The sequence below is a fragment of the Gordonia insulae genome, from assembly GCF_003855095.1.
GTDB lineage: Bacteria > Actinomycetota > Actinomycetes > Mycobacteriales > Mycobacteriaceae > Gordonia > Gordonia insulae.
On record NZ_CP033972.1, the window covers coordinates 832,421 to 846,642 of the forward strand.

Here is a 14,222-nt window from a genome sequence, read left to right on the forward strand (position 1 = left end):
CTCTTCACCCAGCCCGAATCGACCGATCGGCGTGTCTGACGACGCCTGCTCGGACGCGGCCATCGATGCCGGCGGGGTGGGGGCGATGACGGATGGTCCGGGGGGACAGGAACTCGATATGTGGTGGAAATCTTTCGCGATGGGGGTCGCGACAACGACAGCGGTGCTCGGCTGCGTGCTCGCTTCGGCGCCGGCGGCGGCGGAGCCGGGATCAGAATCGGCGCCGATGGTGTCGTCGCGTGCGCCGGATGGGGCGCGGATCGTCGGCGTGACGATGGTGACGCCGACGCGGGCCAAGGTGACGGTGGCGTCTCCCGCGATGGGCCGCCCGATCAGCGTCGGCGTCCTGCTGCCGCGAGAACGGGCGAAGCCGCGGCCCACGCTGTATCTGCTCGACGGTATCGACGGTGGCGTCTACACGAATTACACGGAGAGCGGCTGGACGTACCAGACCGACATCGTTGCGTTCATGGCGGACAAGGACGCCAACATCGTCCTGCCGATCGGCGGAACCGGCTCGTACTACACGGACTGGATCTCCCGGGATCCTGTTCTCGGCCTGAACAAGTGGGAGACGTTCCTGACCGAAGAGCTTCCGCCGCTCATCGATTCACGATTCCACGGCAACGGGGTCAATGCCATCGGTGGGCTGTCGATGGGTGCTCTCGGGGCCATGTCGCTGGCAGTGCGGAATCCGGATCTGTACACGGGCGTCGCCGCCTTCAGCGGCTGCCTCGACCAGGGAACCGCCGAGCTACGCCAGGCCACCGCGGCCACCGTGGCGACACGCGGTGGCAATCCCGACAACATGTGGGGGCCACTGAACAACTCCGATTGGGCCGCCCACGACCCGGCGACACACGTCTCGGTTCTGAAGGGCAAGCCGCTGTACGTCGCGGTGGGCAATGGTCTGCCCGACCCGGCGCTGGGCTTGGCGGGCATCGCGTCACCGGTTGGCGGCATCCTCGAGGGCGTGGTGCTGCAGTGCACGCACGGATTCAAGGCGCAGGCCGATCGTGCCGGCGTCGACGTCACCTACGACTTCCGCGCCGGCCTGCACTCGTGGGGGTATTGGAACCAGGATCTGCATCGCGCGTGGCCGACACTGGCCCGGGCGCTACATCTGAGCCACTGAGATCGGGACACGAGAAAGCCCGCTGTCGCCAGCGGGCTTTCTGGTGCGCGATACAGGGATTGAACCTGTGACCTCTTCCGTGTCAGGGAAGCGCTCTCCCGCTGAGCTAATCGCGCGAGACTATGAAGTTGGTGATCTTGGAGGCGGCGACGGGAATCGAACCCGTGTGCACGGCTTTGCAGGCCGTTGCCTCACCACTCGGCCACACCGCCAATTGCGAGAGGACTCGCTCGCCGAGCGGATGACGGGATTCGAACCCGCGACCCTCACCTTGGCAAGGTGATGCGCTACCAGCTGCGCTACATCCGCGTGGTCGGGAGCAGATCTTGTGGATCTTTGTTGCTCTCGACGCGAAGCAGAACACTATCGGACCACTCCGCGCCGTGCCAAATCGGCTGGTCAGCGGGTCGCGTCATCGCGCTGAAACACTTCGACACGGCATCGTCGGAAGGATTTGGGTTCCGCGGACCAATCCGTGTAATCTTCCTCCTCGTGCACCGGCGCCGATCGCGCCGCGCGCGGTCCCGTGGCTCAGTGGAAGAGCGTCCCGTTCACACCGGGAAGGTCGCTGGTTCGATCCCAGCCGGGACCACCACCATCATCGATTCCTTCGACGCGGTTCTCGCGTCTGCCTGCCGGTCTCACTCCCGAGCACGAGTCGGCGCAACGCGCGCCACCCCACGAAGCATCCACGGCGTTCGGCGCGCCATCGCCGCGACCGCACGGTCGGTCCGGCGCATGCCGGTGTGCGGCCCCGGTGTCGGAGTGGCCAGCAGGTCGGCCTCGGTCGAGCCGGGGGAGGCGCCGTGGCGGTCGACCGCCAGGAGTTGCCAGGTACCGGAGATCCCCCGCAACTCGACGGTGCCGCGGTCGGCGAATCCCGTACCCGAACCCACCACCAGATCGCGGACGGTGCGCGACACCAGAATCTCTCCCGCACCGGCCTTTCCGAGGATGCGTGCGGCGATGTGCACGGCGATCCCACCGATGTCATCGCCGATGAGTTCGCATTCACCGGTATGGATGCCGGCCCGGATCTCGACGCCGAGCGTCTCGGACTCCGACCGTAGCGCCTCGGCGCAGCGGATCGCCTGTGTCGGACCGGTGAAGGTGATGAGATGGCCGTCGCCGGTGCTCTTCACCACCGTGCCGCCGAATCGCTCGGTCGACTCGGTGGTGATCTGGGTGAAACGCTGCAGCACCGCCCGCCACCGCTCATCGCCGGCGGCCTCGGCGTGTCGGGTGGAGGCCACCATGTCGGTGAACAGCACGGTGCGCAGCGCGCGATGCGAGGGGGCCGGCGCCGCGTGGCTGCCGGTGAGGAACTCTTCGACCGCGGTGAGGATCCGGTCGGGTTCGGTGGCCCAGGGGGCGTGGTCGATTCCGTCCACCTCGAGCCAGCGCGCGTCCGGGATGTGGTCGGCGAGGTATCGGCCTCCTTGGACCGGAACGGTTTCGTCGCAGGCGTGGATCACCAGGGCGGGTGTGGTCAACGTCGCCAGCGCCGGCCGCACATCGATCAGGAAATTCGACTGCACTGTCGCGCGCGCCATGCCCGGGCTGGCGCACATGCGCTCGACCATCGCGAGCTGGCGCATCGACCGGATCGACGGAAACATGCGTTTGGTGGCCACGCCGGTGCCCCAGGACGACATCGCTGCGCGTGCGAACTCCTGCAGGCCGACGAGCTTGTCGACGGTGGGTGCGTAGTCCGCGCCGATCTCGCGGACGAGCTGCGCCCGCAACTCGACCGGATCAGCGTTGAGGACGTCCCAGTCGGCGCTCGCCAGAAAGGCGAACGAGCCGTAGATGACGATGGCCCGGACCCGATCCGGTCGTTGGGCCGCGAAATAGATGGCCTGGGAGCCGCCCTCGCTCATCCCGAAGAGTGCGGCGTCACCGAACCCTGCGGCGTCCATGACCGCCTCGATCTCGCTGACGCGATCGTCGAGGGTGCGGACCTGTGGCAGCGGGTCCGACAGGCCCACCCCGGCCTTGTCGAACAGGAGCACCCGGCAGAATGTCCCGAGCTGGTCGAAGAACGCCTTGAACTCCGGAGTGGTCCAGAACAACTCGATGTGGGTGACCATCGGGCCGACGAAGACGAGATCGATCGGCCCGGCGCCGAATACCTGATACGCAAGGCTGAGATCGCCGCATCGTGCATACGATGTCTCCGGCACGCACTCGACGATACGACCGGCGGGCCACAGAGAAGTCCGGTTTGGCCTTCTGCTCGGCGCAGCCGCTTCCGCGTCGACGTCGCGGTGTCACCGGCTCAGCCGCCGGTCACCGACGTCTCGGTCACTTCGATCTCCTCGAGTTCCGCGACCAGCGCGCCCGCTTCGGCGTCATGGCGGATGATCGCGCCCAGCCGTGCAGCCGCGTCGGCGTACGCGGAATCGCCGAGCACCTGCTGCGTGGCTGCGGCGATCTTGCGTGCGCTTGCTTTGCGGGACAAAGTCTTTCCGGCTCCTCGTACACTGACTCGGACCGCGTTGTCGGCCTGATCGCGGCCATGGGGGAGTGCGACGATCGGTACACCGGCGGCGAGGGTCCGGACCACCGTGCCGTGGCCGGCATGGGTGATGACGGCATCGGCGTGGGGCAGGATCCGGGAGTGCGGTGCCGCCTCGACGACGGTCACGGTGTCCGGGGCGGTCAGCGCGCCGGGATCGACGGCCGGTCCGGTCGTCACATATCCGCGTACGGGGAGTTCGGCGAGCGCATCGATCACGCGCTGCAGGCACCCCACCTGATCCTGGAACGTCGACGACAGGGCGACCAGGACCAGCGGCGCGTCACCCGGGGGAGGGGTCCACGGTGCATCCGACGTCCAGGCCGGGTCGTCGAGGACCGCACCGACATACCGCACCCGGGCGGGCATCCGGGCGGGGAAGTCGAACTCGGCGGACGTCAGCACGAGGTGCTTGCGGGCGAGGTTCGCCTGATCGAAGAACCCCTCCACCGGGGGTAGTCCGTACGTCGCGCGCACCGCGTTCAGCGCGGGGACACCCTTGTTCCACTGCCGCAGCGTCAGTGACCGGACGACGCGATCACGAAGTCGGGTGAGGGGGCCGTGGGCGGGCGTCAGTCCGAGACCGCTCGGTGGCATCCCCTCGACCGGGAGCAGATAGGTGTTGGGGAACGGCACGTCGAACGGGACGCCGCGGGCCTGTGCGGCAACCATCGCGCCGACGGCGAAGAAGGAGCACACCGCCAGATCGGGTTTCACCGTGTCGATCGCGTGGGCCGTGTCGTGTGCGTAGGCCGGTGCGGGACCGGCGAATTGGTACTCGAGGAGTCTGCCGAACAGCTCGAGTGGGTTGGTGCACTCCCAGTCGCGGTAGGGGTCGTCCTCCGGTCGGCGCGAGGCACGGTTGGGCGCGGTGGTCCACGGGATGAAGGTGGCGCCCGTTGCGTGGACGTCGGACGCCATCGAGTCCTCGGCGAGCACCGTGACGTGATGGCCCCGTTCGACCAGGCGACGTGCCGCGCCGAGCTCGGGCGGCACGGTGCCACCGCCGTCGACGAGTGCGAAGAGGTAGGTCCGAGCGTTCATGGTGCGATGCCTCTCAATACACCGACCACCAGGTCGGCCATGGTCTTCTCGGTCTCGGCGCGGCTGCGTCGGAGATCGCGTCGGAGCAGCTTCCAGGTGTAGACGTCGGTGGCGGCGTGCAGGGCGTCCAGGAGTTGTTCGCGCCATGCAGGGTCGGTGGGCAGCTCGGTGTCGAACATCGCCGCCAGCCAGGCCCGGTGGCCGGCCCGGGCGACATCCATCTGTGCGGACAACTCGGGGAGACGATCCGCCGATGTGGCCCAGCGGACGTTGGCGTCGCCCATGTCCTCGTAGTCGTCGACGAGGGCATGGACAGCTCCCTCGACGTCACCCGGGCGCGCCGCGTAGCGCGTGTCGTTGGCCTGCGCCGCGAAGAGCTCCGTCACGCCGAGAACCACACCGGCCTTGGATTCGAAGTGATTCAGGACGGTCTGGTGGGACACCCCCGACGCCTTGGCGATCGACGCCAGGGTCACGTCCTCGAACGCCTTCTCGAGGAAGAGTTCCTTGGCGGCGGCCAGGATTCGAGCGCGTGTGGCGACCTTGCCGTTGGCGCGGCCGGATTGGGTGTAGGTGCGTGTCGTTTTCATTTGACTGTCACTCAACCACTGATTTGAGTGGCAGTCAAGCGAAATTATCCGCGTGCCAACGGTCGTCTTCCGGGGCGGGTGCAGTGAGTTCTCGTCCATGCGAGGGTCTGTATGTGCGCACACCGCCATCGGGGCGGTCGGACAGGGAGTGGCACATGGGCCAGATCGTGGTGAGCGAGTTCGTTTCCGTCGACGGCGTGATGGAGGCGCCCGGCGGCGAGGAGGGCCACCCGCACACGGGCTGGACGATCGAGCACCACACGCCGGAGTTGCGCGCCATCAAGCGCGACGAGATCCTGGCGGCCGACGTGCATCTGCTCGGCCGCCGGACCTATGAGTCCTTCGCGGGGGCGTGGCCGCACTACGAGGATGACGACGGATTTGCCGTGAAGATGAACTCGATGCGCAAGTGTGTCGTCACCTCGACACTGACCGAACTCGAGTGGAACAACTCGGTCGTCCTCGACGGTCCCATCGACTCATCGGTGCGCCGATTGCGCGACGAGGTCGACGGTGACGTGCTCGTCGCCGGAAGTCGAACCCTGGTGCACACATTGCTGACCCTCGGCCTCGTCGACCAACTCCGCCTGATGGTGTTCCCGGTCGTGCTCGGCTCCGGCTTCCGCGTCTTCCCGGACACCGAACAGAAGATCGACGTGACGCTCATCGATCAACGCACCCTCGGCAACGGGGTCCAGTTCGTCACCTACCGGGTCTGAGCGACGCCGGACCCCCGCCGCGACTGCTCGAACCGCGCGATACGGGCCCGGATCGACGACGACAAACCAGACCTTCCCGGCGCCACGGCGATTCGCCTCGCCAGGTCCGATGTCGTGCGAGTACGTTCGGCTCGTGCGCGTCGCTTCCGTCGACACCCAGGGGTCGGGACGAGCCGCGCCCGTGATCGCCTGGTGGGTCATCGGGATCGCCGCGTCGGCCGCGGTCGGTGCGATCGTCTGGCATCTCACCGCGGTCTCGCCGGGCAATCCGTTCTACGGGCTGTTCAGCAACTACACCGACCTCCGCGTCTACCGGGCCGGCGCCCAGACGGTCCTCGACGGTCGCTCCCTCTACGGTGGTCCCGTCCTGTGGCGGCTCGACTTCACCTACCCGCCGTTCTCGGCACTCGTCTTCGTCCCGTTCGCGCTGCTGACCCAGACGACCGCCGCGGTCGTCTGGTGGGTCGCCACCTTCGCGGCCCTCATCGCGGTGATCGTGCTGAGCTTCCGCAGCCTCGGGTATCGGATCGACCGGCGGTTGTGGATGCTCGCGGTGCTGCTCGCGATCGGTTCCACGGTCCTCGAACCGGTGCGCACCACCATCTGGCTCGGTCAGATCAACATCTTCCTGATGGCGCTGATCCTGGTCGACCTCGTCCTGTTGGACATGGTGCGGCCGGGTTCGAGGCTCAAGGGCATCGGGGTCGGGTTGGCCGCCGGGGTGAAGCTGACGCCCGCCTTCTTCCTGCTCTATCTGGCGGTCAACCGGCAGTGGCGTGCGGTGGTCACCGGTATCGGTGCGTTCGCGACGACGGTCGTCGTCGGGCTGCTCGTCATCCCGGGCGATGCCTGGTCCTACTGGACCGACCGCGTCGGCGGTGCGGCGCGGGTCGGTCGTGTGGACTCGCCGGCCAATCAGTCGGTGAACGGTTTCATCTCGCAGATGCTGGCCTACTTCGACGTTCGGCGATTCGCGCACCCGTTGCGGGGGATACCGCTCTACGAGGCGCCGTGGTGGCTGTGGATGCCGGTGGCGCTGATCGCGGCGATCCTCGGATTGTGGGCGGCCCGCGTCGCCCACCGGCGCGGTCAGGAGCTCCTGGCAGTCACGATCGTGGGCATGACCGCGTCCACCGTCTCCCCGTTCTCGTGGGGACACCACTGGGTGTGGTTCGTCCCGTTGTTCGTCGTCGCCTTCGACTTCGCCTATCGCGGGGTCACCGAGATCGGCGCGGGGGCGTGGGCGCGCTGGCTCGCGCCCGCGACGGTCGTCGGTCTGTCCTTCACGTGGTGGCACCACTGGTACAACAGCGGGCCCCGGCTGGGCTCCGACCACGCGATCGCGCTGGGGCTGTTCATGATGCCGCGGTGGCCAGATCCCCAATGGTTCGACCGGTTGGCCGTGATCCTGTACGCCGGGTGCTATCCGCTGGCGTTGCTGCTGACGATCATCGTCACCCTCGTCGCCGATGCGCGCCTGCGTCGCGCCGAACAGCGACGGTCGGTCGGTCGCCCACCGGGCGACATCGTCTCCGTCGCGTAGGCTGGGCTTCCGAAACCGGTCGGAACGGTCATGAAACGGGGAAGATGTCGGCCTGGAAGCGGTTGCGGCTGTGGGGCCGCCAGCGGCGATACCTCATCCGTCGGAACCCGAGACTCCATCTCGCGTACCGCATCGGTGTCGGCGTGGTCGGCACGGTCGTGCTCGCCTGCGGCATCGTCACGATCCCCTATCCGGGCCCCGGCTGGCTGATCGTGTTCCTGGGGCTCGGCATCCTGGCGTCCGAGTTCACCTGGGCGCATCGGCTGCTGACCTTCGCCCGCGGCAAGTACGAGGCATACATGGACTGGCTGCAGCGCCAGCCCTGGTGGGTGCAGGCGGCGGCGTGGCTGGCGACGGCGGCGATCGTGGTGATCACCCTGTGGCTGCTGGGCGCGATCGCGTTGGTCGCGGGCTGGCTGAACATCGAGGCCGGCTGGCTCGAGAGCCCCATCCTGTCCTGAGCGCGGTCGTGCGCCGCGCCCGAACCGGTCGGCGGGTGCGGGGCGGCGAACCCGGCGCAGATACCATCAGACTGCAACCGACCGACTCGACACGCCTACCGTGTTCTGACTGCTGAGGAGCGTCCCCGTGCCCGACGATCTCCAGGTGACCGTCCCCGCCACCATCCGTGTGCCGGCCGGGACCACCGCGGGTACGGCGCTACGCGAACACGACCTGCCCAACAAGGGGCCCGACGCCGTCGTCGTGGTTCGTGACGCGGGTGGGCAATTGCGTGATCTCTCCTGGACCCCGGACCTCGACACCGACGTCGAGCCGGTGGCGGCGAACACCGAGGCCGGGCGCAGCGTGATCCGACATTCGTGCGCGCACGTGCTGGCGCAGGCCGTCCAGGAGCTGTTCCCGAATGCGAAACTCGGCATCGGCCCGCCGATCAAGGACGGCTTCTACTACGACTTCGACGTCGCCGAGCCGTTCACGCCGGAGGACATCACCGCGCTCGAGAAGAAGATGAAGCAGATCATCAAGTCGGGTCAGCGCTTCTCGCGGCGGGTGTACGCATCCAAGGATGCGGCGCGGATGGAACTCTCCGCCGAGCCCTACAAGCTCGAACTGATCGATGACAAGGGTGCCGCCGCCGACAGCGAGGTCATGGAGGTCGGCGGGGCCGAACTGACCGCCTACGACAATCTGAATCCCCGCACCGGCGAACTCATCTGGTGCGACCTGTGCCGCGGCCCGCATGTCCCGACCACCAAGTACATCGCGGCATTCAAGCTGACCCGCAGTTCGGCTGCCTACTGGCGTGGCGATCAGGACAACGCCGACCTGCAGCGCATCTACGGCACCGCGTGGGAATCGGCGGAGGCCCAGGACGCGTACCTCGAACTCCTGGCCGAGGCCGAACGCCGCGACCATCGCCGGCTCGGCGCCGAACTCGACCTGTTCAGCTTCCCCGACGAACTCGGGTCCGGCCTGCCGGTGTTCCACCCCAAGGGCGGGATCATCCGCAAAGAGCTCGAGGACTACTCGCGGCACCGCCACACCGAGGCCGGATACGAGTTCGTCAACACCCCGCACATCACCAAGTCGCACCTCTACGAGGTCTCCGGGCACCTCGAGTGGTACGCGGACGGCATGTTCCCGCCGATGCAGCTCGATGCGGAGTTCAACGAGGACGGCAGCATCCGCAAACCGGCGCAGGACTACTACCTGAAGCCGATGAACTGCCCGATGCACAACCTGATCTTCCGGTCGCGTGGACGCTCCTATCGGGAACTCCCGTTGCGGCTCTTCGAGTTCGGGTCGGTCTACCGGTACGAGAAGTCCGGTGTGGTGCACGGCCTCACCCGTGTCCGCGGGATGACCCAGGACGACGCGCACATCTACTGCACCCGCGAGCAGATGCGCGACGAACTGCGGTCGCTGCTGCGCTTCGTGCTCGACCTCCTCAAGGACTACGGCCTCGACGACTACTACCTCGAACTGTCCACCAAGGACCCCAAGAAGTTCGTCGGCGACGACGAGTCGTGGGAGATCGCGACCAACACCCTCGCCGAGGTCGCGGGTGAGTCCGGGCTCGATCTCGTGCCCGATCCGGGCGGCGCCGCGTTCTACGGACCGAAGATCTCGGTGCAGGTGAAGGACGCCCTCGGCCGCAACTGGCAGATGTCGACCATCCAGCTCGACTTCAACCAGCCGGAGCGGTTCGAACTCGAATACACCGGCTCGGACGGCAACAAGCACCGGCCGGTGATGATCCACCGCGCGCTGTTCGGCTCGATCGAACGGTTCTTCGGGGTCCTCACCGAGCACTATGCGGGCGCCTTCCCGGCCTGGTTGGCGCCGGTACAGGTCGTCGGCATCCCGGTCGCCGAGGCATTCGCGGACCATCTGCAGTCGGTGATCGGCGAGCTCAAGAAGCGGGGTATCCGCGCCGAGGTCGACCATTCCGATGACCGGATGCAGAAGAAGATCCGCAACCACACCACGGGCAAGGTGCCGTTCATGTTGCTGGCCGGCGAGCGCGATGTGAGCGCAGGTGCGGTCAGCTTCCGGTTCCGCGACGGATCGCAGGTCAACGGCGTGCCGGTGGCGACCGCCATCGACCTGATCGACGACTGGGTTGCGCAGCGCCGCAACGACTCCCCGTCTGCGGACGTGATCGACACGGGCGGGCCCGGATCGGACGCCGTCGATGGCTGAGCCCGGCGGCGCCCCGAGGATCGGGAGATCCGCGACTGCGGGACCGGTGTTCCCGATCGGCTTCAGCGACTGTGGAGTCCGCATCGGATGACCTACATCACCGCCGACCCGCCGCCCTCGTCGAAGTCGACCGGACATCCGTTCCTCGACATCCCACGGATGTCGGACGAGGACGGGCTGATCGTCGCACGGGGAGAGGCCGTCTACGCGGTGCTGAACCTGTATCCGTACAACCCCGGGCACACGATGATCGTGCCGTATCGGCAGGTGGCCGATCTGGAGGATCTGACCGCCGTCGAGTCCGCGGAGCTGATGTCGTTCACCCAGCGGATCATCCGGACCATCAAGTCGGTCTCGAATCCCAACGCGTTCAACGTCGGGCTGAATCTGGGGTATGCGGCGGGCGGTTCGCTGGCCGAGCACCTGCACCAGCACATCGTCCCGCGGTGGATCGGCGACGCGAACTTCATCACGGTTGTCGGCGAGACGAAGGTCATGCCACAGTTGCTGCGCGACACCCGTTCGTTGCTGGCCGCGGCGTGGCACGAACAGTCGTGATGCCGTTGTCGTCACGGGGGCGGCGCGGGAAAGGAGCGGTCAGATGCTGAGCATCCGGGGCCGGGCCTCGGTCTCCAAGGTGACCCTGCCGATCGGTCGTGCTCTCCTGCGTACCGGCCTGAGCCCGGACATCATGACCCTGATCGGCACCGCGGCGACCATCGCCGCGGCACTGACCCTGTTCCCGATGGGCTACCTGTTCGCCGGGACGCTGGTGATCTGGCTCTTCGTGATGTTCGACATGCTCGACGGTGCGATGGCCCGTGCCCGCGGCGGCGGCACCCGGTTCGGCGCTGTCCTCGACGCCACCTGTGATCGTGTCGCCGACGGTGCGATCTTCGCCGGGCTGGCCTGGTGGTGTGCGGTCACCGAACCGCACCGACTACTGCTGATCGCGACCCTGATCTGCCTGGTGACGTCGCAGGTGATCTCGTATGCGAAGGCGCGTGCCGAGGCCAGCGGACTCTACGGTGACGGCGGCTGGATCGAGCGGCCGGACCGCCTCATCATCGTGCTCGTGGGCACCGGGCTGACCGGGCTCGGGCTGGATTGGGCTGTGCACGTGGCGGTCTGGGTGCTTGCGGTGCTCTCGGTCATCACCGTCGGGCAGCGCATGTGGTCGATCTATTCGTCGCCGGGCGCACGGGAACTGATCCCGCTCGCGCCGCAGGCGCCCGACGAGGAACCCCCGACGACGGGCACGCAACCGCAGGCCGGGGCACACTGACACACATGGCGACGGGGGACAGGTCTCGATGAGTTCGGTCAGTGCCAAGCTCACCGACCTCGGGTACGCGGCCGGGTGGGCCGCGGTGCGTCATGCGCCCGAGTCATGGGCACGCAGCGCATTCGAGAAGGGCGGCGACCTCGCCGGCCGCCGTCGTGGCGGTCCCGTCCAGCTGCGCCGCAACCTCGCGCGGGTCATCGGGACCACGCCCGAACGCGTCCCCGACGACCTGGTCGCCGCGGCGATGCGGTCGTACGCCAGGTACTGGTACGAGGCCTTCCGGCTGCCCGCACAGGATCTCGCCACGACTGCCGCCACGGTGACCATCTCGGAACGGGACCGTACCGAGCTGACGGCCGTGGTGGAGCGCGGCAAGGGTGTGATCCTGACGCTGCCGCACACCGGCAACTGGGACATGGCCGGCGTCTGGCTCGTGCAGCACTACGGTGGGCTGTCCACCGTCGCCGAACGCCTCGAACCGGAGTCGCTGTTCAACCGCTTCGTCGAGTACCGGGAGTCGCTCGGTTTCGAGATCTTCCCGCTCAGCGGCGGTGAGGAGCCCCCGTACGGCCGGCTTGCCGCGCGGCTGCGGGCCGGCGGGATCGTGTGTCTGGTCGGGGAGCGCGACCTGGCCCGGCACGGCGTCCCGGTCACCTTCTTCGGGGAACGCACCCGCATGCCCGCGGGATCGGCGCGATTGGCCATCGAGACCGGCGCCGCACTGCTGCCGGCGCATCACTGGTTCACCGATGCGCCGAACTCGATGGTCTCCTGCGGTCCGGAGATCGACGTGTCCGGCGGCGTCGCGGCCACCACACAGGCCCTCGCGGACGCCTTCGCCCGGAACATCGCCGCGCACCCGCAGGACTGGCACATGCTGCAGCCGCTGTGGGAGTCCGACTGGTCGGCGGCCCGACGCGCCCGGCTCGGCGTGGACGCCCCCGACCCGGCGATCACCGAAGAGCCGGACCGATGAGGATCGGGATGGTCTGCCCGTACTCCTTCGATGTGCCGGGCGGCGTACAGGCCCATGTGGTGGAACTGGCCCAGGTCTTCATCGAACGTGGGCACGAGGTCAGCGTGCTCGCCCCGTCGGCGCCCGAGACCCGGTTGCCGGAGTACGTCGTGTCCGCCGGGCCGGCACTCGCCCTGCCCTACAACGGGTCGGTGTCACGGGTGAACTTCAGTCCGAAAGGTTATCTGCGCCTTCGTGATTGGGTTGACTCCAATGGCTTCGACGTGTTGCACGTACACGAGCCGAACGCGCCGAGCCTGTCCATGCTGTCGCTGATGGTGGCCTCCGGGCCGATCGTCACCACCTTCCACACGTCGACCACACGCTCGATGTGGCTGACGATCTTCCAGGGCATCCTGCGGCCGTACCATGAGCGGATCGCGGGCAAGATCGCCGTCTCGGAACTGGCGCGTCGGTGGCAGATGGAATCGCTCGGCTCGGACGCGGTGGAGATCCCCAACGGCATCGATGTGGCCGCATTCGCGGATGCCGAACCGCTGGACGGATACCCGTGGCCGGGTCACACGATCCTGTTCCTCGGGCGATACGACGAGCCGCGCAAGGGAATCGACATCCTGATGCGCGCGCTGCCCGCCGTCGTCGCGGAGTTCCCGGATGTCCGCGTCCTGGTCGTCGGAGGTGGCAACGAACGCGCGCTGCGCCGTCGGGCCGGCGAGCTGGCCGGTCACCTCGTCTTCCTCGGTCAGGTCGACGACGAGACGAAGGCCCGCGCACTGCGCTCGGCCGACGTCTACTGCGCGCCCAACCTCGGCGGCGAGAGCTTCGGCATCGTGCTGGTGGAGGCGATGGCTGCCGGTGCGGCCGTACTCGCCAGCGATCTGAACGCATTTCGCCGGGTGCTCGACGACGGGCGGGCGGGCCGCCTGGTGCCGACCGGGTCGTCCGATGATCTCGCCAAGGCGGTGATCGGTCTCCTCGGCGACGATGCCGCCCGCGCCGAACTGGTGGAGGCGGGACATCGCCGAGCCGACCGATACGACTGGTCCCGGGTCGCCGATCAGATCCTGCGCGTCTATGACACCGTGACCGTCGGCGCAGGTCCCGTCGTGGTCTCGGACTGAGAGGAGCGTCAATGCAGATCTCGGGCCTGGCCATCGCCATCATCGCGGTGGTCGTCCTGCTGGTGGTCCTGGCCGCCGGCTGGGCATACCAGACCGCGAATCGCCTCGACCGGCTCAACGTGCGGGTCGATCTCGCCCGACAGGCCCTCGACGCCGCCCTGGAACGACGGGCCGTGGTGGCCAGGGCGATCGCGGCGGGCATGATCGCCAGCTACGACGAGGAGGCGCGCGTCGCCGGGCAGGAACTGGCGGTCGCCGCCGATCACGCCGAGCATGCGCCACCGCACGCACGTGAACAGGCCGAGAACCGGGTGTCGGGGTTGCTCGCCCGGACCGACACCCACTCGCGTTCGCAGGGCCTGGTCGTCGAGCTCGCCGATGCCGAGACGCGGGTCATGATGGCGCGTCGCTTCTACAACGATGCCGTCCGCGACACCCGCAATCTCGGCGAACGTCGGCTGATCCGCTGGCTGCACCTGGGCGGCACCGCCGAGTTGCCCCAGTTCTTCGAGATCATCGAGCGCGTGACGCCGGGGAGCGGTTCCTAGATCGGACCGCCGATCGGGTCGCACGGTGACCGCGTCCTCGGGGTGTGCAACGACCGGCGACCCCGCGGCCGAGGAGGCC

Annotated in this window: 13 protein-coding genes and 4 tRNA genes; 11 read left to right on the plus strand and 6 right to left on the minus strand. The window is 68.0% G+C overall.

The genetic code is table 11. The features are described from left to right. Positions 1–139: 139 nt before the first annotated feature. Positions 140–1,135: an alpha/beta hydrolase gene (locus tag D7316_RS03935; protein ID WP_124707134.1), complete on the plus strand. Its 996-nt coding sequence runs from the start codon at positions 140–142 to the stop codon at positions 1,133–1,135. A gap of 41 nt (positions 1,136–1,176) precedes the next feature. Here D7316_RS03935 and D7316_RS03940 read toward each other — a convergent pair. From D7316_RS03940 to D7316_RS03950, 3 genes are all read right to left on the minus strand, one after another. Next, positions 1,177–1,251: transfer RNA gene (locus D7316_RS03940), tRNA-Val, on the minus strand. Positions 1,252–1,273: 22 nt separating this feature from the next. Further along, a tRNA-Cys gene (locus D7316_RS03945) sits at positions 1,274–1,347 on the minus strand. 24 nt (positions 1,348–1,371) lie between these two features. Further along, positions 1,372–1,444 (minus strand) — tRNA-Gly (locus tag D7316_RS03950). A 211-nt stretch (positions 1,445–1,655) separates the two neighbouring features. Between D7316_RS03950 and D7316_RS03955 the strand changes: the two genes are divergently transcribed. Beyond that, positions 1,656–1,730, plus strand: a tRNA-Val gene (locus D7316_RS03955). 46 nt (positions 1,731–1,776) lie between these two features. Here the strand turns inward: D7316_RS03955 and D7316_RS03960 are convergent. From D7316_RS03960 to D7316_RS03970, 3 genes are all read right to left on the minus strand, one after another. Further along, positions 1,777–3,318, minus strand: coding sequence for an adenylate/guanylate cyclase domain-containing protein (locus D7316_RS03960; RefSeq protein WP_124707135.1), 1,542 nt, complete (start codon positions 3,316–3,318; stop codon positions 1,777–1,779). Between the two features lie 95 nt (positions 3,319–3,413). Further along, positions 3,414–4,697 (minus strand): glycosyltransferase, encoded by a 1,284-nt coding sequence (locus D7316_RS03965; RefSeq protein WP_124707136.1) that lies wholly within the window; start codon positions 4,695–4,697, stop codon positions 3,414–3,416. Continuing rightward, positions 4,694–5,287, minus strand: coding sequence for a TetR/AcrR family transcriptional regulator (locus D7316_RS03970; RefSeq protein ID WP_124707137.1), 594 nt, complete (start codon positions 5,285–5,287; stop codon positions 4,694–4,696). Before D7316_RS03970 ends, D7316_RS03965 begins: the two co-directional genes overlap by 4 nt. A gap of 155 nt (positions 5,288–5,442) precedes the next feature. Here D7316_RS03970 and D7316_RS03975 point away from each other — a divergent pair, with 155 nt between their 5' ends. The 9 genes from D7316_RS03975 (at position 5,443) to D7316_RS04015 (ending at position 14,143) form a co-directional block, all read left to right on the plus strand. Next, positions 5,443–6,006, plus strand: coding sequence for a dihydrofolate reductase family protein (locus D7316_RS03975; protein WP_124707138.1), 564 nt, complete (start codon positions 5,443–5,445; stop codon positions 6,004–6,006). Between the two features lie 109 nt (positions 6,007–6,115). Then, complete coding sequence (locus tag D7316_RS03980; protein WP_124707139.1) at positions 6,116–7,549, plus strand: glycosyltransferase 87 family protein; 1,434 nt, start codon at positions 6,116–6,118, stop codon at positions 7,547–7,549. 44 nt (positions 7,550–7,593) lie between these two features. Beyond that, the gene (locus tag D7316_RS03985; protein ID WP_124707140.1) at positions 7,594–8,010 is read left to right on the plus strand and encodes a TIGR02611 family protein; all 417 of its coding nucleotides are present in this window, start codon (positions 7,594–7,596) and stop codon (positions 8,008–8,010) included. Positions 8,011–8,137: 127 nt separating this feature from the next. Next, entirely contained in the window at positions 8,138–10,213 is a 2,076-nt protein-coding gene (gene thrS, locus D7316_RS03990; protein WP_124707141.1) for a threonine--tRNA ligase, read from the plus strand. A gap of 27 nt (positions 10,214–10,240) precedes the next feature. Beyond that, complete coding sequence (locus tag D7316_RS03995) at positions 10,241–10,771, plus strand: HIT family protein (RefSeq protein ID WP_124707142.1); 531 nt, start codon at positions 10,241–10,243, stop codon at positions 10,769–10,771. Between the two features lie 43 nt (positions 10,772–10,814). Beyond that, positions 10,815–11,498, plus strand: coding sequence for a phosphatidylinositol phosphate synthase (pgsA, locus tag D7316_RS04000; protein WP_124707143.1), 684 nt, complete (start codon positions 10,815–10,817; stop codon positions 11,496–11,498). 28 nt (positions 11,499–11,526) lie between these two features. Beyond that, the gene (locus D7316_RS04005; protein WP_124707144.1) at positions 11,527–12,474 is read left to right on the plus strand and encodes a phosphatidylinositol mannoside acyltransferase; all 948 of its coding nucleotides are present in this window, start codon (positions 11,527–11,529) and stop codon (positions 12,472–12,474) included. Further along, entirely contained in the window at positions 12,471–13,595 is a 1,125-nt protein-coding gene (locus D7316_RS04010) for a glycosyltransferase family 4 protein (RefSeq protein ID WP_124707145.1), read from the plus strand. Before D7316_RS04005 ends, D7316_RS04010 begins: the two co-directional genes overlap by 4 nt. 11 nt (positions 13,596–13,606) lie before the next feature. Next, the gene (locus tag D7316_RS04015) at positions 13,607–14,143 is read left to right on the plus strand and encodes a LemA family protein (protein ID WP_124707146.1); all 537 of its coding nucleotides are present in this window, start codon (positions 13,607–13,609) and stop codon (positions 14,141–14,143) included. Positions 14,144–14,222 lie beyond the last annotated feature (79 nt).

What these genes read in the sequence shown, in the direction of transcription:
- D7316_RS04010 (WP_124707145.1), top strand. Translation starts at nt 12,471, where the DNA reads ATGAGGATCGGGATGGTCTGCCCGTACTCCTTCGATGTGCCGGGCGGC.
- D7316_RS03935 (WP_124707134.1), top strand. Translation starts at nt 140, where the DNA reads ATGGGGGTCGCGACAACGACAGCGGTGCTCGGCTGCGTGCTCGCTTCG.
- D7316_RS03970 (WP_124707137.1), bottom strand. Translation starts at nt 5,287, where the DNA reads ATGAAAACGACACGCACCTACACCCAATCCGGCCGCGCCAACGGCAAG.
- D7316_RS04005 (WP_124707144.1), top strand. Translation starts at nt 11,527, where the DNA reads ATGAGTTCGGTCAGTGCCAAGCTCACCGACCTCGGGTACGCGGCCGGG.
- D7316_RS03975 (WP_124707138.1), top strand. Translation starts at nt 5,443, where the DNA reads ATGGGCCAGATCGTGGTGAGCGAGTTCGTTTCCGTCGACGGCGTGATG.
- D7316_RS03985 (WP_124707140.1), top strand. Translation starts at nt 7,594, where the DNA reads ATGTCGGCCTGGAAGCGGTTGCGGCTGTGGGGCCGCCAGCGGCGATAC.
- D7316_RS03965 (WP_124707136.1), bottom strand. Translation starts at nt 4,697, where the DNA reads ATGAACGCTCGGACCTACCTCTTCGCACTCGTCGACGGCGGTGGCACC.
- D7316_RS04015 (WP_124707146.1), top strand. Translation starts at nt 13,607, where the DNA reads ATGCAGATCTCGGGCCTGGCCATCGCCATCATCGCGGTGGTCGTCCTG.
- D7316_RS03980 (WP_124707139.1), top strand. Translation starts at nt 6,116, where the DNA reads ATGTCGTGCGAGTACGTTCGGCTCGTGCGCGTCGCTTCCGTCGACACC.
- pgsA (WP_124707143.1), top strand. Translation starts at nt 10,815, where the DNA reads ATGCTGAGCATCCGGGGCCGGGCCTCGGTCTCCAAGGTGACCCTGCCG.